Source organism: Microbulbifer aestuariivivens, from assembly GCF_039545115.1.
Taxonomy (GTDB): domain Bacteria; phylum Pseudomonadota; class Gammaproteobacteria; order Pseudomonadales; family Cellvibrionaceae; genus Microbulbifer; species Microbulbifer aestuariivivens.
The window spans coordinates 125,630-146,682 of sequence record NZ_BAABRT010000004.1 but is presented as its reverse complement, the minus strand read 5'-3'; the positions used below and the strand labels follow the sequence as shown (position 1 = coordinate 146,682).

At 60.0% G+C, this 21,053-nt stretch carries 14 protein-coding genes; 6 read left to right on the top strand and 8 right to left on the bottom strand.

The window, feature by feature from the left end:
* Positions 1-67: 67 nt before the first annotated feature.
* The 3 genes from ABEA58_RS03880 to ABEA58_RS03870 all read right to left on the bottom strand — a co-directional run bounded on the left by ABEA58_RS03880 (position 68) and on the right by ABEA58_RS03870 (position 2,780).
* A complete protein-coding gene (locus ABEA58_RS03880) occupies positions 68-1,183 on the bottom strand; it encodes a hypothetical protein (protein WP_345549031.1) in 1,116 nt (371 codons plus the stop codon).
* A gap of 98 nt (positions 1,184-1,281) precedes the next feature.
* A complete protein-coding gene (locus ABEA58_RS03875) occupies positions 1,282-1,761 on the bottom strand; it encodes a hypothetical protein (RefSeq protein ID WP_345549029.1) in 480 nt (159 codons plus the stop codon).
* A 17-nt stretch (positions 1,762-1,778) separates the two neighbouring features.
* Positions 1,779-2,780 (bottom strand): hypothetical protein, encoded by a 1,002-nt coding sequence (locus ABEA58_RS03870; protein WP_345549027.1) that lies wholly within the window; start codon positions 2,778-2,780, stop codon positions 1,779-1,781.
* A gap of 1,061 nt (positions 2,781-3,841) precedes the next feature.
* Here ABEA58_RS03870 and ABEA58_RS03865 point away from each other — a divergent pair.
* Positions 3,842-4,399 carry a GNAT family N-acetyltransferase gene (locus ABEA58_RS03865; protein WP_345549026.1) on the top strand — a complete coding sequence of 186 codons (558 nt, stop codon included), beginning with the start codon at positions 3,842-3,844 and terminating at the stop codon, positions 4,397-4,399.
* 105 nt (positions 4,400-4,504) lie between these two features.
* Here the strand turns inward: ABEA58_RS03865 and ABEA58_RS03860 are convergent, their stop codons facing one another.
* The 4 genes from ABEA58_RS03860 to ABEA58_RS03845 all read right to left on the bottom strand — a co-directional run bounded on the left by ABEA58_RS03860 (position 4,505) and on the right by ABEA58_RS03845 (position 11,478).
* Positions 4,505-5,299 (bottom strand): SDR family NAD(P)-dependent oxidoreductase, encoded by a 795-nt coding sequence (locus tag ABEA58_RS03860; RefSeq protein WP_345549024.1) that lies wholly within the window; start codon positions 5,297-5,299, stop codon positions 4,505-4,507.
* Positions 5,300-5,384: 85 nt separating this feature from the next.
* Entirely contained in the window at positions 5,385-7,268 is a 1,884-nt protein-coding gene (locus ABEA58_RS03855; RefSeq protein ID WP_345549022.1) for an MFS transporter, read from the bottom strand.
* Positions 7,269-7,880: 612 nt separating this feature from the next.
* Complete coding sequence (locus ABEA58_RS03850) at positions 7,881-9,986, bottom strand: M13 family metallopeptidase (protein WP_345549020.1); 2,106 nt, start codon at positions 9,984-9,986, stop codon at positions 7,881-7,883.
* 283 nt (positions 9,987-10,269) lie between these two features.
* On the bottom strand, positions 10,270-11,478 hold the full coding sequence (locus ABEA58_RS03845; RefSeq protein ID WP_345549019.1) for a TonB family protein: 1,209 nt from the start codon (positions 11,476-11,478) through the stop codon (positions 10,270-10,272).
* 439 nt (positions 11,479-11,917) lie between these two features.
* On the opposite strand from ABEA58_RS03845, the gene ABEA58_RS03840 reads away from it, so the two are divergent.
* The 4 genes from ABEA58_RS03840 to ABEA58_RS03825 all read left to right on the top strand — a co-directional run bounded on the left by ABEA58_RS03840 (position 11,918) and on the right by ABEA58_RS03825 (position 18,340).
* Entirely contained in the window at positions 11,918-12,520 is a 603-nt protein-coding gene (locus tag ABEA58_RS03840; protein WP_345549018.1) for a cyclic nucleotide-binding domain-containing protein, read from the top strand.
* 201 nt (positions 12,521-12,721) lie between these two features.
* A complete protein-coding gene (locus ABEA58_RS03835) occupies positions 12,722-13,918 on the top strand; it encodes an efflux RND transporter periplasmic adaptor subunit (RefSeq protein ID WP_345549016.1) in 1,197 nt (398 codons plus the stop codon).
* Positions 13,915-17,082, top strand: coding sequence for an efflux RND transporter permease subunit (locus tag ABEA58_RS03830; protein WP_345549015.1), 3,168 nt, complete (start codon positions 13,915-13,917; stop codon positions 17,080-17,082). The genes ABEA58_RS03835 and ABEA58_RS03830 overlap by 4 nt, the downstream gene beginning before the upstream one ends.
* Before the next feature lie 319 nt (positions 17,083-17,401).
* On the top strand, positions 17,402-18,340 hold the full coding sequence (locus ABEA58_RS03825) for a phosphoribulokinase (protein WP_345549013.1): 939 nt from the start codon (positions 17,402-17,404) through the stop codon (positions 18,338-18,340).
* Positions 18,341-18,925: 585 nt separating this feature from the next.
* Here the strand turns inward: ABEA58_RS03825 and ABEA58_RS03820 are convergent.
* The gene (locus tag ABEA58_RS03820) at positions 18,926-19,774 is read right to left on the bottom strand and encodes a hypothetical protein (protein ID WP_345549011.1); all 849 of its coding nucleotides are present in this window, start codon (positions 19,772-19,774) and stop codon (positions 18,926-18,928) included.
* A 262-nt stretch (positions 19,775-20,036) separates the two neighbouring features.
* On the opposite strand from ABEA58_RS03820, the gene ABEA58_RS03815 reads away from it, so the two are divergent.
* Positions 20,037-20,840 (top strand): hypothetical protein, encoded by an 804-nt coding sequence (locus tag ABEA58_RS03815; RefSeq protein ID WP_345549010.1) that lies wholly within the window; start codon positions 20,037-20,039, stop codon positions 20,838-20,840.
* Positions 20,841-21,053: the final 213 nt, after the last annotated feature.

Below are 21,053 nucleotides of genomic sequence, written 5' to 3'. Positions count from 1 at the left end.
GTGAGCGCAGCTTGGGATGAGAACCCGCTCGACGAAAGACCGCTGTCAGATACCCGCTATGGCGTGATCAGTTGATGGTCACTTCGAAGGTGGCCCACACGCTGTTGCCTGCAGTCACATCACCAAAGTTCACAGTGATGGTTCCAGAGGATTCACTGCCCTTTACGGGATCATCGGCATTGGTGCCACAGGTGTCCCCGGTGCCGGTAGCGATACTGCTGGTCACAAAAGTGGTTTCGGCCGGAATGGCATCGGTCAGGGTGACGGTCTCAGCGGTTGCATCACCGGTGTTTTCTACCACCATGCAGTACTCAACGGTTGCTCCGGGGATGGCCTTGGGAAATACCGAGGCAGATGCGGCACCATTAATGGGATCATCGAGCACAGTGGAGCTTTTAACGATGCTCATGTCGGCATCGGTAATGATATAGGCGCCCTGGACGGTAACAATGGGGTTGCCTGAGGTGTTTTCGTCGAGGCTGTTATCAAAGACCGTTTCCAGAGCGTCGGTGTTAGCAGCATCTGTTTCCGTCAGGTCTGTGCCATCCGATGCCTTGGCGGTGGCGGTGAGTTCGACACCGATAATATCGCCGCTGTCAGCACCGGTGCCGTCGCTCGCGCGGGCTGGTACCGTGATCACAACAAATAACACGGCACTATCGCCGGCTGCGAGATCATCGACTGTGGTAACCAGCGTGTCGTTGCTGTCGTAATTGCCATCGGGGCTGCCGGTGTTAGCGGCGTCGTTGGTGTCAAGGAAGATTTGAATACCGCTGGCATCCAGATTGTCGGTGCCGAGGGAGTTTTCCAGCGCCGTGCTGTTGGTCACGTTAAGGGCCCCGAGGCCAAAATCCAGCATGTCGTTGGAGAGGTTGGTCAGGGTGTACTTGGTTGCGACGCCGGTGGCTTCCGGTGTGGTGTCGACAGGGCTGGAGCCGTCTTCGGTCAGCGTCATGTTCACGACGCGGTCAACCTGGAACTCATAGTCGTTACTGTCTACGGACTGTGAAGAGCCGCCGCCGACGGTAAAGGTGGCGCTGGCGGTATTGGTGACGGTGGTATCAGCCGCGGTTTGGGTTGAATAATCGTCACCGAGATCGGCAAGCGCCGGTGAGGTGAGCCCCAGCATCGCCAGCCCGGCCGCGGCGGCCAGAAGTGAACGGTTTTTGTTATAGGAAATCATGGTTAATCTCATCCCTTGTTGTTGATTCAGTCGATATCTGTTGTTTTGCATGCTTTACAGCGGTGGGCATGCCGCCCTATGTATTCCCGCACCGCGTGTTATTTGAGTACCGCGCGGTAGCGCACGGTGCCGGAGGTGCCCGGTGCCACAGCGCCTTCAATGGTCCAGCGCAGGGCGGTGACATCCGCCGCTTCCGCCGGGCGCAGTGCGCCATCGGCGGTCGGCACCCGCAGGCTGGCGAGGGGGCCGAAGGTGCTGCCGTCCACGGACATGGCGATCTGCGCCCGCTCGCCTTCGGCCGAGCCGCCCACATACTCCATTTGCGCCGGCACCTGGTTGTTGACCACCAGGCCCTGGGCCGGCTGGTCTCCGGTGTTGCGGTAGGTGATCACGTAGATGACTTCCTGGCCGGGGGCGGCGCTCTGCAGGGGCTCCAGCCTGGTGACCTGCTGGCCAGCGGCGTTGGTGGCGGCCACTTCGCGGAAGGCCCGGGTCTCCAGCTCCACTGCCGCCAGTGTCGGCAGGGCAGCACCGAGCAGGACGGCCGCGAGCGTTAATGAAGAGACAAGCTTGTTCACAGGTTGCTCCTGGTTGCTCAGTTGATTTCGACCTGGAAGGTCACGGTGTGGGTGGCCGGTGCGGTGACCGTGCCGATATCCACCCGGATCTGCTTGGGGGTGGTACTGCTGTCGAAAACCGCCTCGTCATCGCTGGCGGCATCGGTCTTAACTGCGCCATCGAGGGTGATGGAACCGGGCACATAGGTGGTGTTGTCGGGAATATCGTCGCTCAGGGCCAGGCCGGTGAGGTCGCCACTGCCGCTCGCTTCAAATTCCAGCGTGTAAGTGATTACCGACCCGCGAACCGCGGCGGTGCCACCAAAGGGGTCGCTGACACTCTGGCTCTTGGTGAACGTGGTTTCTACCTGGATCAGCTGATAGCCGCCCTGGTCCGAAGCGCGGGCGCCGCTGCTGCCCACGATGGCGTCGACACCACTGTCACCCTGGCCGGCGAATACACTGCCGGGGTTGTCTGCACCCACCGTCGCCTGGGCGGTGATGGATTCTGCGGTCAGCTCGACGAGGCCGATATCGCCGTTGTTGAGGGCTCCCGGAATGGTGGAGACCACAAAGACCACCAGTTTCTGGTCCGCATTCAGCTGCGGCGGCGTGGTGGTGCCGACAATAAACTGCTCGTCCGCGGCGTCATACACTTCGTCGCCATTGGTGTCGAGGAACAGTTGTACGTCCAGCGGGTCGAACTGGTCGCTGGTGAGGCTGGTATCCAGAATCAGGTCATAGGCCTCGGTGCCGTTACCGGTATTGGTGACCGTGAAGGACAGGAGGGCGCCGGTATCATCGGGCAGAACCGAGACATTGCCGGAATCGTTGCTGGACACCGTGACGTCCAGCAGCTCATCCACCGTGAGGCTGGTGGTGTTGGAGGTCACCGTGCGCGGATTGTTGTCGCTGTCGGTAAAGGTGGCGGTGGCGGTATTGGTAATCGGGGTGCCCGCACCAGTGCCCCCCGCCAGCGTTAGCTGTGGCAGCAGCAGGGTGGCGCATCCCAGCATCCAGCCGCACAGTTTCTTATTCATTTTGCTTTCCTAAAACGGTACTCAGCATGCCGCGTTGATTTGTGCGACACAAGTCACAAAAAAGACGGTTGATTTTCGCATTATCCCGCATTTAGACGCAGTTGGCATCTTTGGTCGTTACGGACGGACGTGAAGGGTGGATGAACGGTTGGTCGATTTCTGGTTTTTAGCCGCCACTGAGCGCCGGGAGTTCGGAATGGGGGGAATGACCGCTGGGCGGTCGGCTTTGGAATCACAATCCAGCGGTTTTACCGTGCCCGTCTTTGGTAGTCATTCATGGTGGTTTCTGCGTTTTACGGAGGATGCTTGGGGTAGTTCAGGGTCACCCGTCTCGCGCAAAGTGGAAAACGGCCATTTAGTGATAACCGGATAGCGGGATAAAAGAGCTAAAAAAAGCGATAAACAGCCCGGCCGGGGTCTGACTGCCCAGATGCGTATCCGGCCTTTCCTGACCCGTATCGACCGCGTGTTGATTACAAAAACACTACTGTTGGCAGCTGTCAGTACCGAACTTTATTCCTAAGGTTCTGGGTTCTGGGTTCTGGGTTCTGGATTCGGGATTGATCGGCAAGTGGCACGGGATAAACGACCAACTGGAGGATTGGTCGTTTATCCCATGGGTTGCCCGTGTGATCAGCGCGCGGGGCGCAGCACACAGACCTGATCACCGTAGTAGTTGTCCTGATAGTTGCACTCGCAGGTTTGGTTGCTGTTGCCTGTTGCTGGATTCAGTGTCATTGCGATTTCCTTGTTGGGTTGACCAATACTCTGTTAACGGGACAGCCCTGATGCTAGTGGGCTGATTTGAAACATTAAATTCAATCTTTTCTCTGGCTCTGATAATTTTTAACTATGGCTATGGCTATGGCTATGGCTATGGCTATAGCGCGGTATAGATACTGATGCTGGAGTGGCAGCTGGCCTGCTCGGCCTGCCGGCTGCGCCGTGGCCCATACTCAAAACTGCAGCGCCGCGCCGGGAGGCTCTCTGTCTGCCCGTATCCTTGTTTACCATCACTAACCGCTCAGTGACTTACTGCTGAATATCCGGGAGGAAAACCTATGGCGATCACCATGCGGGAGATAGGCGTGGCGAAGGCTGACGCGATCCGGGCCATCTGCCTGGATGCCTTCGGTACGGAAGGTGAGGAAGGCGAGGGCCCCGCAGTGGCCAGTCTGGCGGTGGCGTTACTGGCGGACGAGACCGCGCAGCCATGCCTGGCGCTGCTGGCGGAGGAGGAGGGCGAGCCTTGCGGCTGCGTAATCTTCAGCGCCGTGCGCATAGAGGGCGGCGACCCCATCAAAGCCCCCATCAAAGTTTCCATTCTGGCGCCTCTGGCGGTGAGCCGTCACCGCCACGGCGGGGGGATTGGCGGCAGCCTGGTGCGGCGCGGTCTCGAATTGCTCCGGGAGCGCGGTACTGAAGCGGTGCTGGTTTACGGCGACCCGGCCTACTACTCGCGCTTTGGTTTCAGCCACCGGCACCAGATTCAGGCGCCGTACCCGCTGTCATACCCTGCTGAGGCGTGGATGGCGCTGGAGCTGCGGCCCGGCGCGCTGGACTCCGTGACCGGTGTGGCCCGCTGTGGGCAGGCGCTGAGTGCGCCGGAGCACTGGTGATGGCAGGTGGCGATGGTTAAGGGTTTTTAGGGGCGAGCGCAGGATTTCCCGGTCCTATTATTGCTATTGGCATTGGCATTGGCATTGGCATTGGCATTGGCGGTCCTAGACAATCGATTTAATCAGGCCGCCCTCGGCTTTGATGCTGGCGCCATTAATGGCCGAGCTGAGGGGGGAGGCGATAAAAGCCACGATGCTGGCGATCTCTTCGGGCCGGATAAAGCGCTGGATCAGCGAGGTCGGCTCGGTTTTCTGGAAAAACTCGGCGACGAATTCCGCTTCGCTCTTGCCCTGCACCTGGGCGCTCTCCCTGAGCCAGTTTTTAACCCCCTCGGTGAGGGTCGGTCCGGGCAGCACCGAGTTGACGGTAATGTCCTTGCCGCTGCCCTGGGTCAGGTTGGCGAGCCCGCGGCCAATCACAATCTGCGCGCCCTTGGTCATGGAGTAGTGCACCATGCTCTCAAGCCCGCGAATGCCCGCCTCGCTGGCGATATTGATGATGCGGCCGAAATCCCGCTGCAGCATCCCGGGAAAAAAGTGGCGGCTGAGGCGCACGGTGCTCATGACGTTGACGTCAAAGAAAGTCTGCCACTCGCCGTCATCGATCTCGGCGAAGGGTTTGGGGTTAAAAATCCCCATGTTGTTGACGAGAATATCCAGCGGGCCAATGGCATCGATTTCCCGGCAGATGCGACGGGTGTCTTCGGGGTCCGCAAGGTCGCCCTCCAGCGCCAGCACATCACCGCGCCCGGCGAGGCTGTCCGCCTGCGCCTGGGTGCCACTGCGGCCGTTGAGGATCACGCGGGCGCCCTCGTCCAGCAGCGCCTCGGCGATGGCCAGGCCGATGCCCTTGGTGGAGCCGCTGACAAAAACAAGCCTGCCCTTCAATTGAAGATCCATTACCGCCACCCTCAGGTTTTAGAAAAATACCGTGAGGGCAGTATAGAGTGGCCGGCCGCCGGTGCCCCGTGAGGGGCAGTGATGACTAGCGCTGCTCTCCGCGCAGCCCCAGCACCAGCTGTTGCAGTTTTTCCGCCCGCGCGGAGGCCGCATCCAGCGGCTTGCCCGCCACCACACTGACCCGCGACCAGAATCGCCGGGGCCAGGTGCTAAAGGCGTGGCCATCCTTGTGGCTGAAGAAACTGCCCCACAGGCCGCGCAGCGCCATGGGGATCACTGGCACCGGCTTGTTTTGCAGGATTTTCTCGATGCCCGCCTTGAATGGCGCCAGCTCGCCGTCCTTGGTCAGCTGGCCCTCGGGGAAAATGCACAGCAGGTCGCCATCGCTCAGGGCCTGCTCGATTTCCTCGAAGGCGCGGGCATAGCCTTGCGGGTCTCGCTCTTTGGAGCAGATAGGTATGGCGCGGCTGGTGCGGAAAATAAAGTGCAGTACCGGGATCTCGTAAATGGGCTTGTACATAATGAAGCGGATCGGCCGCCGCACGGCCCCCGCCAGCAGCAGGGCATCCACGTAGCTGACATGGTTGCAGGCGATGATGGCCGGCCCGCTCTCGGGGATCTGTTCCAGCCCCTCGTGTCTGACCCGGTACATGGTGTGGGAGAGAAGCCACACCAGAAAGCGCATGGCGAACTCCGGCACCCGGTTGAAGACGAATACCGCCACCGCCGCATTCATCAGCGCGATCACCAGAAAGAACTGCGGAATGCTGAAATCGAGCAGGTTCAGGAAGGTGATGCCGAGGATGGCGGACACCACCATAAACAGCGCATTGAGAATATTGGTGACGGAGATCACCCGCGCGCGCAGCGCCTCCGCGCTGCGATCCTGGATCATGGCGTACAGCGGCACGATATAGAAACCACCGAAGATACCGATCAGCATCAGGTGGGCCAGAAACGCCTGGGCGCCGTCGCTGTGCCAGAAGTTGGCCAGCCCCGGCTCCTGCAGCGGCGTCAGGCTGCCGCCGATCACCGCCAGCATGATGCCGCCGTAGGTCAGCCCGGCGGCGCCCAGGGGCACCAGCCCCAGTTCGATGCGCCCGCCGGACAGGCGCTCGCACAGCAGCGAGCCGATGGCGACGCCGATGGTGAAACTGCACAGCAGCAGCGCCACCAGACTCTCGCTGCCGGCCAGCACATTCTTGCTGAAACTGGGGATCTGGGTGAGGTAAGCGGCGCCCAGCAGCCAGAACCAGGAAATACCGATGATGGAGTAAAAAATGGCGGGGGTTTTGACGATTTCCCGCAGCAGCCGCGTGGTCTGGCGCAGCGGGTTCAGGTCGATGCGCAGCTCCGGCACCGGAGCCGGCGCGGCGGGAACCTGGCGGCTGACGAGATAGCCAATTACCGCCACCGCAATGATCACGGCGCCAATCCACCAGAGGCCGTCACCACCGTCACCGAGGGCAAACAGGGTGGTGCCGGCGATGGTGCCGGAAAGAATGGCGACAAAGGTGGCCATCTCGACCAGTGCATTGCCGCCGACCAGCTCCGAGCGCCGCAGATGCTGGGGCAGGATGGCGTACTTGATGGGGCCGAAAAATGCCGACTGTACGCCGAGCAGAAACAGCACCAGCAGGCTGAGACGGTTGCTGCCGCTCAACAGCGCATAGACCCCCAGCAGGGCAATGCCGATTTCGGCCAGTTTGATGCGGCGTATCAACAGGGTTTTGTCATATTTATCCGCCAGTTGGCCCGCCGTGGCGGAAAACAGGAAAAACGGCAGGATAAACAGCCCGGCGGCCAAATTATTGAGGGCGTTGGCCTCATCCGCCGCCAGCCGGAAGGCGATCATCACCATCAGTGCGCTCTTGAACACATTGTCGTTGAAGGCGCCGAGAAACTGGGTGGCAAAAAAAGGCAGGAATCGACGGCTGCCGAGCAGCTGGAATTGATTGTGGTGGGCCATTGCGGGGCTCCCCCTGTTATCAGGTGCCCTCTATAGTACGGAAATCCCCCGCAAATGAAATCTGGGTCAAGCCCACCTTTGTCATCCGTGCAGTCAGCGCTTTGGGGCTATGGAAAAACATGGTCGAGGATAAAAGACCGTTTCACGGTTTTCCCGAGGACAGGCAGTCGCTGGATAGAGCGATCACTAAGCCCGGGTGTTGGCCGGCCGCTGATGATGTTGCAGGGTGAGCGTTGAAGGGGAAATGTTGATGGGTAAGGAAGTTACGTCACGGCGCTAAAGGCTAAAGAAAACATCGCCCTGTTTTGGCGTGAGGCAAGAGTCCTAGACTTTTTCAAAGCCAAGGCCAAGGTCCAAGTGGCGATCATGCAGTGTGGCGTTATCGTTCAGAACAAAGGGATGCCCTGCTGAGATTCACTTGGGCTCCCAACAAAGCAGAAAGCCCCGCTCGCGGGGCTTTTGTGGTTACAGCCTACTGTGCCGACAGACCGGCGATAACGGTTCAGTTATCGCTGTCCGCTTGTGGCGACCGAGTGTTGCGACCGGTTGTTGCGGCCTGGCTGTGGCGACCCGGCTGTGACGGTCAGGCCGGTGTAACGCGGATCGCTGGATTTACCAGATCACAACGCGCTCCGCCTTCGGCAGGTACATGGCGTCGCCCTCCTTGACATCGAAAGCCGTGTAGAAAGCGTCGATATTTGGCACTACGCCCTGCACGCGGTACTTGGCCGGGGAGTGAGGGTCGGTCTTGAGCCGCTCGCTGAGCGCCTCGTCGCGCATCTTGCTGCGCCATACCTGAGCCCAGCCCATAAACACCCGCTGGTCACCGCTGAAGCCGTCGATCACCGGCGCCTCTTGGCCATTCAGGGACATTTTGTAGGCCTTGTAGGCGATGCCGAGGCCGGAGAGGTCGCCGATATTCTCGCCAAGGGTCAGTTCACCATTCACCTTTTCGCCTTCCAGCGGTTCAAAGCCGTTGTATTGCGCCACCAGTTTGCCGGTGAGTTGTTCGAAGTTGTCGCGGTCAGAGTCGGTCCACCAGTTGTTGAGGTAGCCCCTGCCGTCAAACTTGCTGCCTTTGTCGTCGAAGCCGTGGCCGATTTCGTGACCGATCACACCGCCGATACCGCCATAGTTCACAGCGTCTTCCGCCTGCATATTGAAGAAGGGCGGCTGCAGGATGGCGGCCGGGAAGACGATTTCGTTCATCGCCGGGTTGTAGTAGGCATTGACGGTCTGCGGACTCATGCCCCATTCGCCGCGATCGAGAGGTTTGCCGAGTTTGTTGCGGTCGTGGAGGCTCTCGAACAGGTTGGCAGCGAGAACATTGCCGGTCAGGTTGTCGGCGCTGACTTCCAGCGCGCTGTAATCGCGCCATTCATCCGGGTAGCCGATTTTGGTGGTGAAGTTGGCCAGCTTGTCCAGGGCCTGCTGTTTGGTTTCCTCGCTCATCCAGGTGAGCTCTTCGATGGATTCGCGGTAGGCGGCCTTGAGGTTGTCCACCAGCTGGACCATGCGCGCCTTGGCCTCGGGCGGGAAGTATTCCTGTACATAGCGCTGGCCCACCAGTTCGCCCGCTGCGCCATTGACGAACTGCACGGCGCGCTTCCAGCGCGGTTCCATTTCCTGAATGCCACGAACCGTGGTGCCGTAGAAGTCGAACTGCGCCTGGGCCAGCTCGCCGTGCATATAGGGCGCCATGGCGGTCAGCACCTTGACCTTCAGGTAGCGTTTCCAGGTGTTGAGGTCGGTATTGGCGATGATGTTGCTGGCGGCCTCGAGGTATTCGGGCTGACCGACCATAAAGAATTCGGCTTTTTCCAGGTGGGCCTGCTGCAGATAGCTGTCCCAGTCCACCGCCGGCATCATCGCTTTCAGGTCGGCGACGCTTTTCTTGTTGTAGTACTTTTCCGGGTCGCGGTTTTCCACGCGGCTGCGGTGATTCTCCGCCAGGCTTTTTTCCAGTGCGAAGATTTTATCCGCGTAGGCCGGGGCCTCTTCGAGACCGGCGATATTCTGGATGTTGATCAGGTAATCCGTGTATGCCTGCTGCAGTTTCTGCCCTTTGTCGGATTGGTCGAAGTAATAATCCCGGTCGGGGAGGCCGAGGCCGGCCTGCCACATGACGGTGATGTAGTTTTCCACCTCCTTCAGGTCCTGCCAGATGCCGGCACCGAAGGGTACGTCGTAACCGACGGTGTCGGCGTAAGCGAAGAAGTCGGTCAGGTCTTTCTGCGACTGAATAGCATCGACTTTGGCCAGCTCGCCGGCGATGGCGGAGAGGCCCTGTTTCTCGATCAGGGCTTCATTCATAAAGCTGTTGTAGAGATCCCCGATCTTTTTCCCGCTGTCGCTGTCGGCATGTTCGCCGGCCGCCATAATCAGCGCCTTGACCTCTTCAGTGGCTTTGTCGCGCAGGATGCTGAAGCCGCCCCAGCGGGATTTGTCCGCTGGAATCTCGGTGGTCTTGAGCCAGTTGCCGTTTACATAGGAGAAGAAGTCGTCCTGCGGGCGCACGGAGGTGTCCATGGCGTTGAGGTCGATGCCGGAGCCCAATTCGACGCTGGAGTCCTGTTCGAGAGCGGCGTTGGACTCGGTGATTTCGATGGCGGGACTTCCAGCTTGATCGGCCATTTGCGGCGCTTCGGATTTGGAGCAGCCGGTGATGGTGGCGGAGGTGGCGCCGGCGATGGCCAGGGAGAGCAGTAGTTTTTTCATGGTGACCGTGGTTTTCAATGAATTTTTATCCTGCCCGAGTGTAAGCCCGCTTTGAGCGCAGCGGCAACCGAGTCGCGGTCAGTGGTACGGCGGGCACGGTGAATGTCCCGGACGATAAAAGCTCAGGGTTTAAAGCTTACGTTTTCGATTGGAGGGGCGGGTAATCACAGTGAGCGGGAAAAGCTCTGTGGCTGGCGCGGCTTTAAAGAATAGGGGGCTTTGAGGCGTCAAAAAAGAAACCCCGCGTAAGCGGGGTTTGCTGTGGGGTTGGTCGCTGCAGCGATTAGTTCGGCAGGCGGAAGGTGATCGGCATGGTGAACTGGTAAGACTCTTTTGCCAGTTGCGGCGGCGCTGCCGGGTAGGGGCTGGCCCGTTCCACCGCTTGGCGAGCCTCGCGGTTGAGGCTGGTATAGCGGGATTCCTGCAGGGGCTCGATGTTGAGGATGCGTCCCTCTTTGTCGATGGACACGCTCAGGCGCACGCTGCCTTCCTGGCCACGGTCCTGGGCACGCTGCGGATAGCGAATGAATTTATAGGTGTGGCGCAGCAGCATGGATTGATAAATCTGCTGGGCGAGGATCATGTCGGCAGTCAGCGGCGCCTCATCCTCTTCCTCCTCTTCCTCCTCCATTGGCGCTTCAGCAACCTGTTTTACCGGCGCGGGTTTGGGCGTGGGCGCGGGTGCGGGCGCAGGCTGCTCGGCTTGTGGCTGGGTCGGGGCCGGTGTGTCAGGAGTCTCGCTGGGGGTATTGCCCGCAGAAGCCAGAGTGGGCGCGGGGATGCTTCCTGCCAGTGGCGGCTGTGCCGGCACAGGTCCATCCACTGTCGGTGCGGCGGCCACTGAAGTCTCATCGGCTGCGGGTTCTGCCACATCGCTTTCAGCCTGGGGTGCTATGCTGGATTTTATCTTGGCGACCCGTTCTGGCGCGGGCTCCAGCAGTTCATAGGTGCCCAGCAGGCTTGCATCGACATTGCCGCTGGCGAGCAGCCCATCGCGGAAGTCAGTGGACGGGGGAACCGGGCCTACCCAGGCGCGCAACAGAATATTGAAGAAGTTGCGATCGCTGACCTGCGCCAGATTCACTCCGTTCAGGGAGATGGTTGTGATCCCGCTGTTGCCGTCGAACGCGACGGTGAAACTGTCGCCTTTATACAGACGCCCCTTGAACACGTTGGCAAAGGTGACCATGTTCTCGGCCTGGCCACTGAGGGTGTTGCCGGAGTTGTTGATGGCGACCCCTTCCATCCACTGGTTTCGGAAGCGGCGTGCGGACAGGGAGTCGGCGATTATGCGCACTTCCAGCTGACGGTTGGTGTTGTTGTTAAGCAGGACGTCTGGCCTGTCTGCCAGTGTGTCCGAGTAGACTGCGGCGATGTAGCGGTCTTTATTGAACTGTTGCTCGAGCGCCAGTCCGTTCATTAGTGGTGCGGCTTTGGCAGAGATGGCCGTCGCGAACACCATGAGGGCGATGAGAGTTTTTATCGTTTTCATGGTTTGCTTTTTCTTTTATTTCGGTCGGGACGTTCCGGTGAGTTAAGACGGTGGGCACGCCTCATTATCACCGGGGTATGCCCACCAGATTACCTTTTTATTATCTCTATGTCGGGGGTAAATCTGTTGAATGCTTCTCAACTCTACTGTAATTGGTAGCTTGTTCAAGCTTAAAATGAGTACCGCATCACGTTTTTTTAAATATAATGTCGACAGGACACCCGTCAGCCTGCTTCTGGAACGCTTCTTCGAGGGCTTTCTTTTTGGCATCGAATCGATAGGGATCGATCACGCATTCAATTCACGATAAAGAAGATGCAAGTGCCGAATGAACATTACACCGCTTAGTGACTATTCACGAGATACCGTAGATCGGCTCTTAAGGGTCATTCACTTATTTCGTGACGTTCGTGCCATTAGTGAATGGCAATACGATATATTGCTGAAGCGATCACACCTGACCACGCTTGCCCCCGGCGAAAAACTGCTGGCGCTGGGCGACGGCGTGGGCGAAATGGATCATTGGGTCTACTTCCTGCTGCGCGGTGAGCTGCAGGTGCATGTGAACTCCCCGACGGGTGGGCGGGCGATGCGGCCACTGGCGACCGTTCGCCCCGGCGAGCTGTTCGGTGATCTGGCAATGTTGCTGGCGGAGCCGCGCAGCGCCGATGTGATCGCCGCGTCTGGCAACCTCGAGACCCAGGTGCTGGGTGTGGACAGCACCCTGTTTTCCGACCTGGAGGACTTCTCTCTGCTGACCCTGCCCACCAAACTGGTGTTCTACCGCAACATGGTCCATTCGTTGCGCTGGAAGCTGGAGGTCTACCGCTCCCAGTATTCCTCCCACCCACTGGCCAACAGCCACCGCAAGCTGAAGCTCTATACCGGTGCCAAGAATTGCGTCGAGGAGCTCCGCGCATTGGCAGATCAGGCCCGCGCCCTGGGCCGGATACTGCTGCAGTGGAATGCGGAATTTTGCAGTGGCGAACTGATGGACGAGAAGACCGAGATGGCTGATTTTCTCAAGGCAATGCTGAGCTGAAGCTGGCCTTCGCGTCGCCTCCCGCAAGCGGATAGAACCCCCGTCACATCACACCCCTTAAACCCTTCTCAATTTCGTTTTCCGTTGGCTTTTGTCAACAGCCCTCGTCACAATGCAGCGCTACAATCCGCTGCTCGCGCCCGTGCGTAAACAGCAACGCTTTATCCTTCGCTCAACAGACTAGATGACAGGCCTCTCCCTATGAATGTGTTTGCGAACCTCTGGCAACAGCGCAACTACCGGATCGCTATTATCGTGGCGCTGCTTTCCCTGCTGTGGCTGACCAGTGGCCTGATCGTACCGCAGGAGAGCGCTGACAGTGAGGGCAGTGCCGGGGCGCAAGCGGCCAATGCCCAGGGGGAGTCTCTGGTGGTGCAGGCGCGCCGGCTGCAGGCGCAGCCCTATACCACGCGGGTGGTGGTCAATGGTCATACCGAAGCCAATCGCGTGGTGCGGCTGCGCGCGGAGCTGGATGGTGTTATTTCCTCCCTGCCGGTGGCGGAGGGGCGAGCGGTGCGGCAGGGCGAAGTGATCTGCCGTATCGAGGCAGAGGACCGGCCGGAACGCTTGGCCCAGGCCAAGGCCGCCTTGCGCAAGGCGGAGCTCGACTATGCCGGCGCGCAGAAACTGCGGGACAAGGGACTGCAGTCGGAAACGGATATCGCCCAGCGTACCGTCGCCCTCGCCAATGCCCGCGCCGACTACAAGCGCGCGCAGGTGGCGATGGAGAACCTGGAAATTACCGCCCCCTTCGATGGGGTGGTGAACCACCGGGCGGTGGAATTGGGCGACTTTATTCGCCGCGGTGAGGAATGCGCCACCCTGCTCGACCTGGACCCGGTGCTGGTGGTGGGCGAGGTGTCCGAAGCCGAAGTGGGCAAGCTGATACCCGGCGCCCCGGCCAGTGCCCAGCTGCGCCAGGGGGACCTGGTGCGGGGAGAGCTGCGCTATGTCAGCCAGGAGGCCCACGAGGTAACCCGCGCCTACCGGGTGGAAGTGGCGGTGAATAATCGTGGCGGCAAATTGCGTGGTGGCCTCAGCGGCCGGCTCGCTCTGCCAACCGGGGAGGTGAATGCGCACCGCATCAACGCCTCTCTGCTGACCCTCGATGACCGGGGCGACCTCGGCGTGCGAATCCTCGACGAGGAAAACCGGGTGCAGTTTCGCAATGTGACGCTGGTCAGTGACGGCGACACCGGGGTCTGGGTGACCGGGTTGCCCAATCCGGTAACGCTGATCACGGTGGGGCAGGAATATGTGACCGTGGGCGAGACCGTAGAGGTGAAAATCGACGAGGCCGCCGGTGATCTGCCCGCGCCGAGCCAGGAGCAGGAGGAGGCCGCCGGCACCACGGTGGCGGAGCGCGCCGATGTCACCGAGCGGGGTGCGTCGCAATGAAGATACTCGACAAGGCGGTAGACCGGGCCCGCAGTACCATCAGCTTTATGCTGCTGGTGGTGCTGATCGGAATCGTCGCCCGCGGCATGATGACCATCGAAACCAACCCCGAGGTCAACCCGCCGTTTGTGATTGTGCAGGTGCGCCACGAGGGGATTTCCCCCGAGGACGGTGTGCGCCTGCTGGTGCGGCCGCTGGAGCAGGAAATCCGTTCCATCGAGGGTGTGGTGGAAACCATTGCCACCGCTCGTGAGTCCCTCGCCTATGTGGTCGTCGAATTCGATGCCGCCATCGACGTGGATATGGCGGTGGACGAGGTGCGCAACGCCGTTGACCGCGCCAAGGCCGAATTGCCGCGGGATGCGGACGAGCCGATCGTGGAGGAGGCCGCGGCACAGCCATTTCCTGCCATCGTCGTCACTCTGGCCGGCGAACAGGTGGGCGAGCGCGTATTGCTGCAGAGTGCGCAACACCTGAAGCGCAAGATCGAAAATATTGCCGAGGTTTTGAGTGCGGATATTCAGGGCAACCGCGAAGAAGTGGTGGAAGCGACCATCGACCCTGTGCGCCTGGAGCACTACCAGATCACCAGCAACCAGCTGATCGGTGCCATTACCGGTAATAATCTGCTGATTCCCGCCGGTGAACTGGAGATGGAGAGCGGCCGCTTCTCGGTCAAGGTGCCCGGGCTGATCGAGACCGCCCGCGATGTTTACGATATCCCGGTAAAAACCTCGCGGGACGGCGTGGTGACCCTCTCGGATGTGACGGACATCCGCCGCACCTTCAAGGATGCGTCCAGCTACACCAGCGTCAACGGCCGGCCGGGGCTGGCGATCAACGTGGAGAAGCGCAACGATGCCAGCTCGGTGCAGCTTGCGGACGCGGTGCGCGAGGTGGTACTGGCGGAGCGCGCCAGCCTGCCCCGCGGCGTGGAGCTGAATTTCGTTTTCGACCAGTCGCAGTTTGCCCGCGATATGGTCAGTGAAATGCAGGGGAATATCCTCACCGCCATGCTGCTGGTGATGATTATCGTGGTGGCGGCACTGGGCTTCCGTTCGGGAATGCTGGTGGGACTCGGTATTCCGTTTTCCCTGCTGTTCGGTTCCATCATCACCTGGTACCTCGGCTACTCCTTCAACTTCATGGTGATGTTCGGCATGCTGCTGGCGCTGGGCATGCTGATTGATGGCTCCATTGTTATTACCGAATACGCCGACCGCAAAATGGCCGAGGGCATGTCCGCGCGCATTGCCTATCTTCTCTCGGTGCGCCGCATGTTCTGGCCGGTGCTGGCATCCACCGGCACCACGCTGGCGGCGTTCCTGCCCATCATGTTCTGGCCCGGTGTGGTCGGTGAATTTATGCGCTACCTGCCGGTAACGGTGTTTGCCGTGCTGGCGGGATCGCTGGTGTACGCACTGTTCTTTGCTCCGGTGCTCGGCTCCCTGTTCGGCAAGGGCAGCCTCGATATGGCCACACAGGACTACCTCAAACAACTGGAGCACGGCGAGCCGACAACCCTCTCCGGCATCACCGGCTGGTATGCGCGGCTGCTGCAAGCGGTGGTGCATCGCCCCATCACCGCCTTCGCGACAACAATCATTTTGCTGTTTGGCATTTTTGTCGGTTTTGGCCGCTTTGGCGCCGGGGTGGAGTTTTTCACCGATACCGAGGAGCAGTACGGCAACGTGGAAGTGCGGGCCCAGGGCAATCTGTCGGTGGCGGAAAAGCGCGAGCTGGTGGCTCAGGTCGAGGGGGCAATTCTGGCGGTGCCGGAAGTGCGGGTTGCCTACACCGCGATTGGCTCCACAGGCCTGACCGGTAACCGCGATCGCGCCCCGGACCAGATCGCCAATATTCTGGTGGAGTTGATTCCCGCCAAGGAGCGCCAGCGTCGCAGCGGTGACATCTTCGCCGACCTGCGTGCGCGCTGCGCGAACTTCCCCGGCATTAAAGTAACCGCCAATGAGTTCGAGGGCGGCCCCCCCATCGGCAAGGACATCGTGCTTGAGTTGCGCGGGCGCGACTATGATGCGCTGCTGGTGGAAACACGGCGTCTCACCCACGCTCTCCTCCACGAATTCGACGGCCTGCGGGATATCACCAACACGGCGCCGCTGCCGGGTATCGAGTGGGAGGTGAAAGTCGATCGCTCCAAGGCCGCGCTCTATGGGGCCGACCTCACGGAAGTGGGGCGGGCGGTGCAGCTGGTCACCAACGGCGTGCGAGTGGCTGAATACCGCCCCGACGACAGCGACGAGGAAGTGGATATTCGCATTCGCTATCCAGAGGCATCCCGTGGCATCGCCGCGCTGGACCAGCTGAAGGTAAATACCCCCGGCGGCGCTGTGCCGGTCAGCAGTTTTGTGCGCACCGAGGCGCACCCGAAGGTGGACAAGATCGAACGGATCAACGGCATCACCCGTATGCAGGTGAAGGCGGATGCCGAAGAGGGGGTTCTGGCGGATGACAAGGTGCGGGAGATTCGCGCGTGGCTGGCGGAGAACCCGGTGGACAGCCGTGTGGAACTGCTGTTCCGGGGCGCCGATGAGGAGCAGAACGAATCCCTGACCTTCCTGGGCATCGCGTTCCTGCTGTCGCTGTTTCTGATGTATATCCTGCTGGTGACCCAGTTCAACAGCTTCTATCAGTCCCTGCTGATTCTCTCGTCGGTGGTGATGTCGACGCTGGGTGTGATGCTGGGCCTGCTGCTGACCCAGAGCACTTTCAGTGTGATCATGACCGGCGTGGGCATTGTGGCGCTGGCCGGGATTGTGGTGAACAACAATATCGTTTTGATCGATACCTACAATTATGTGCGCAACGCCGAGCCGGGCCTGTCGCCGGCGGCGGCGGCGGTGAAGGCCTCGGCACAGCGGCTGCGGCCGGTGTTTCTCACCACCGCGACCACCATCCTCGGCCTGCTGCCTCTCGCCCTCGGCGTGAGTGTGGATATGGTCGGCCGCGATGTAGTGGTTGGCGGCGTGGTGGCGTCCTTCTGGGTCAAGCTGGCCAGCGCCATTGTCTATGGCCTGACATTCTCGACGGTACTGACACTGGTGGTGACACCGGTGATGCTGGTGCTGCCGGGGCGCATCCGCGACCTCTTCGCCAGCCTGCTGCCACCGCCGATTCGCGGCACCCAGTGGGGCGAGGGTTGATCCCCCGCTGTGGGCATAACCGCTTTACCATGGGGCCGGCACGGAACCTGCATTGCTTCCTCTAGGCAGGCGCCAGCGCCGGCTGCAGAGCGCTCTCTTCGGATGGCGTATCGATAATGGCGCAGCGATAGTGGCGCATCGATAGTGGCGCAGCGATAGTGGCACACTGCTTGTGCCACAGCGATTGTGGGTGCGGTTGAGGCGCAGCAGGTGAGTCGCTTCAATTGAATCGCATAGAAAGCGCTGAACTCTCCCGGCCGGGAGCGGCAGCGGCTTTTAGCCTGGTAGCCTTTGAAACCCATGGGAAACGGGGTGACGCATGACATCCAGCTGGCCGGAAGCGATCCTGCAGCGTGCGCGGGCACTGCGACAGGCTTTAGAGGAGCCGATCGCAGAGTTTATCGCCGAGCAGCAGCTGCCATCCTCCTTCAACCGGGCGATTGATCAGTACCTGCTGCCTCTGGCCATCTGGCTTGAGGAGCAGCGGCATCAAGACCAGACCCGGCAGGAGCAGACACTGGTGGTTGGTCTCTGTGGCGGCCAGGGCTCCGGAAAATCCACGCTGACCGCATTTCTAACGCTTGTATGGGGACTCATAGGTGTTCGCAGTACAGGCTTTTCCCTCGATGATCTCTACCTGACCCGCGCCGAGCGCTTGCGACTGGGGCAGCAGGTACACCCGCTGCTGGCCACCCGAGGCGTACCCGGCACTCATGATGTGGCGCTCGGTATCGATACGATCCAGCGTCTCTGTCGCAGCGGCGAGGGCGACCAGACGCCGATCCCCCGCTTTGATAAATCCATTGATGACCGTGCGGCGACTTCAACCTGGAGCCACTATCGTGGCCCGGTGGATATTCTGCTGTTCGAGGGGTGGTGTGTCGGCGCCCTGCCATGGCAGGGCGCTGAGGAACCGATCAACAGTCTTGAGCGCCTTGAAGACCCCGAGGGGCACTGGCGGGATTACATCAATCAACAGCTGCAGGGGCCCTACCGGCAGCTGTTTTCCATGCTCGATGTGCTGGTAATGCTGAAAGTGCCGGATATGCAGAGCGTGCTCGCCTGGCGCACTCAGCAGGAGCACCAGCTGCGGGCTGCCCGTGGCGGCGGAATGTCGGATGCGGAGATCGTCCGCTTTGTACAGCACTATGAGCGTATTACCCGCAATCTGCTCGAAGAAATGCCCGGGCGCGCTGACTGTGTACTGGAGCTTGGCCGGGATCACGCTATTGCGGGGCTGCGGCTTAATCGCCCCTAGGGGGCTGTTGCTGGCCCGCTGCTGTGGCGAGCTGTTAGTGCCAGTTGGATACTGCCTGCTGGCCAGAAGCATTCGCCTGGTGAGCGCTGCTTTCTAAACCTGCGCCGCTTTCATAGTCTGCGCCGCTTTCATAGTCTGCGCCGCTTTCATAGCCTGCGGCGCTTCCATAGCCTGCGGCGGTTCAATAGCCCACGGCGGTTTAATAGCTCACGACGGTTTAGTAGCCGCGGCGCTGGCTAAATCCATACCGCTTTCCAAGCCCGGGTATCTCCCGAGCCTGCGCTACTGTCTAAGTCAGCGTTCTGAATCACCGTTCTAAGTCAGCGCTGCCTTGCCGGGGCAACAGTGTTTCCGGGTTTGCACAAGCCCCAGCCGACAAAAGCAATCTTCCCGCAATCGGGGCTGCTCCCTGCAGGAGGCAGCGTAAAAGCGAGTGTAAAAGGGAGTGTAAAAGGGGGGGCGAAAAAGGCGGTAGCAAGATAAGCAAAAGAGAGGAGGCGGAAAAATGAAAAACCCCGGCATTGGCCGGGGTCATGCGGTGATAGGCAACGGGGCCGGAGCCCCGAGATCCCACTGCGCGTTACTTCAGTCTTGCTTAGCCTTTGGCGGACGTCCGCGGCGGCCTGGGGTCTTTTTGGCGGTAGCGGCTTTCTTAGGGCGACCGGGAGACTTTTTAGCTGCAGCTTTTGTGGCGGCCTTCTTCGGGCGACCCGGAGACTTCTTGGCGGCTGTGGCTGCTTTCTTCGGGCGGCCGGGGGACTTCTTGGCGGTGGTGGCTGCCTTCTTAGGCCGACCGGGCTTTTTCTTGGCAGTGGCCTTTTTGGCTTTTGCCTTGGCTTTCTTGGCAGCGGCGGCAGCCTTTTTCTTGGCTGCAGCAGCTTTTTTCTTCTCGGCGGCAGCTTTCTTCTTGGCGGCAGCGGCGGCTTTCTTCTTCTCGGCGGCAGCTTTCTTCTTGGCAGCGGCGGCGGCTTTCTTCGCTTCGGCGGCAGCCTGCTTCTTGGCTTCGGCAGCCAGTTTCTTCGCTACAGCGGCTTCTTCCTTGGCGACAGCCTTGGCGACTTTAGCCGCGAGCTTGTTGTCTTGTTTGAGGACTGCAAGCTGTTCTTTGGCTTCCTTGGCTGCGGCTTTGGCACTGGCTGCCGCTTTCTTGGCGGCGCTTGCTGCGGCTACGGCACTTTTCAGCTGGCGCTGTTGTGCGGGGGTTTTCTTCTTCGCGCGGGTAGCTTTAACTTTAGCGGCTTCTTTATCAGCCTTGGCAGCAGCTTTGGCGGCATCCTTGGCCAGCTTGTCGGCAGCCTTGGCTGCGTCTTGTTCCTGTTTCTCGCGGGCCTTTACCAGCTGATCTTTGAGTTTGCTGAGTTCAGCTTCCAGTTTGGCAATCGGGCTTACCGCTGGGGCGACCGTTCTGGTGCTGGATTTCTTTCTTGCAGCCATAAAATATCCCTGTCTGTCAGTGTTGTTTTAGCTTTTAAAAGAAAAATAAACGAAGTGTAGAAAACATCGCGCTAATTGCAGCTTATTTATATACTTGATTGCAAGTTTTTCCGGGTATTTTTACCAGTATATGAGCAGAATCAAGGTATTTTTTACTTTCGTGGCTTTTATTTGGCTGTGGAGCTGCGGTTTTTGGGCCTTGTGGCAATATTTTCACGGCGGAGAAGTTGCCTGGCTGGGAGTATTTTTGTGCGCATGGGCCGTGCCTATATGGATGCTGCTGCGCTTCTTCCTGCCGGCAAGATTCGCCGGTGAGCAGTGGGAGCCCAAAGGTTTTGCGGTGCAGTTGATCGGGCTGGCGATCACCCTTCTTACCGCCAGTGAGCAGAGCCTGCCGTTGCAGCTCAGTCTCTATAACCTGTTTGTTGTGCTTGTCTATTTTTTCCATTGGAGCGCCTTGAACCACCCTGTGATGCAGTCCATCGACCAGAAAATACCCTCGCTCACACTCGCCGATGGCAGCTGCTGGCCGAGCGCAGGCCTCCTCAGCGACCACTGCGAAAATGATTCCGAGGGCGAATCTCCACTCGAAGCAAACGGTGGCTATCTGGTGGTATTTTTGCGCGGTACTTTTTGTGCGGACAGTCGCGCACAGCTCTATCAGCTGGCGCAGGGGCAGTATCGACTGGAAAAGAATAATGTAAAACTGGTACTGGTCAGCACCGAACCGGCAGAGCGCTGGCCGCAACTGTGGCCGGGGGAAAGCGCACCGGCGGTGTTGCAGCTTTCATCCTCGGCGCCGGCCAATAGGGCCTTTATTGCGCCTGCCAGTGTGCCGATCTGGTTCCGCCTGCTGGGGCCTTGGGTAAGACGTTGGGCAGGATCAGGGCAGGTTCGTTGTGCGGATAGTGTCACCGCTGCAGCCAGTGGCGGCGCCGCCTGTCGGCCCAGTGCCTGGTTGCTGGATGATGCCGGCTATATTGTCTGGCGTTACCTGCCGGGGAACTACCGGATGCCCGGCAGCGGCGAGTTTCTCTGCGGGCAGGTTTCGCGTCTGGAGGACTGAGTGCCAGAACATTCCATCTCAAGCCTTTTCACCAGCGTACCCGGCGTACTGTGGCTTGGCGGGTATTCGCCAAGCCATTATCACAGCGGTCGCAGCCATGCAGCCATGCAGCCATGCAGCCATAAAGAGGGCCTGGGTCTAAACCGGCTTATAGCGCAGCGGGACTGGTCATACGTCGGGGTATATAGCCCAGCTGGGCTTTATCGTAAAAGC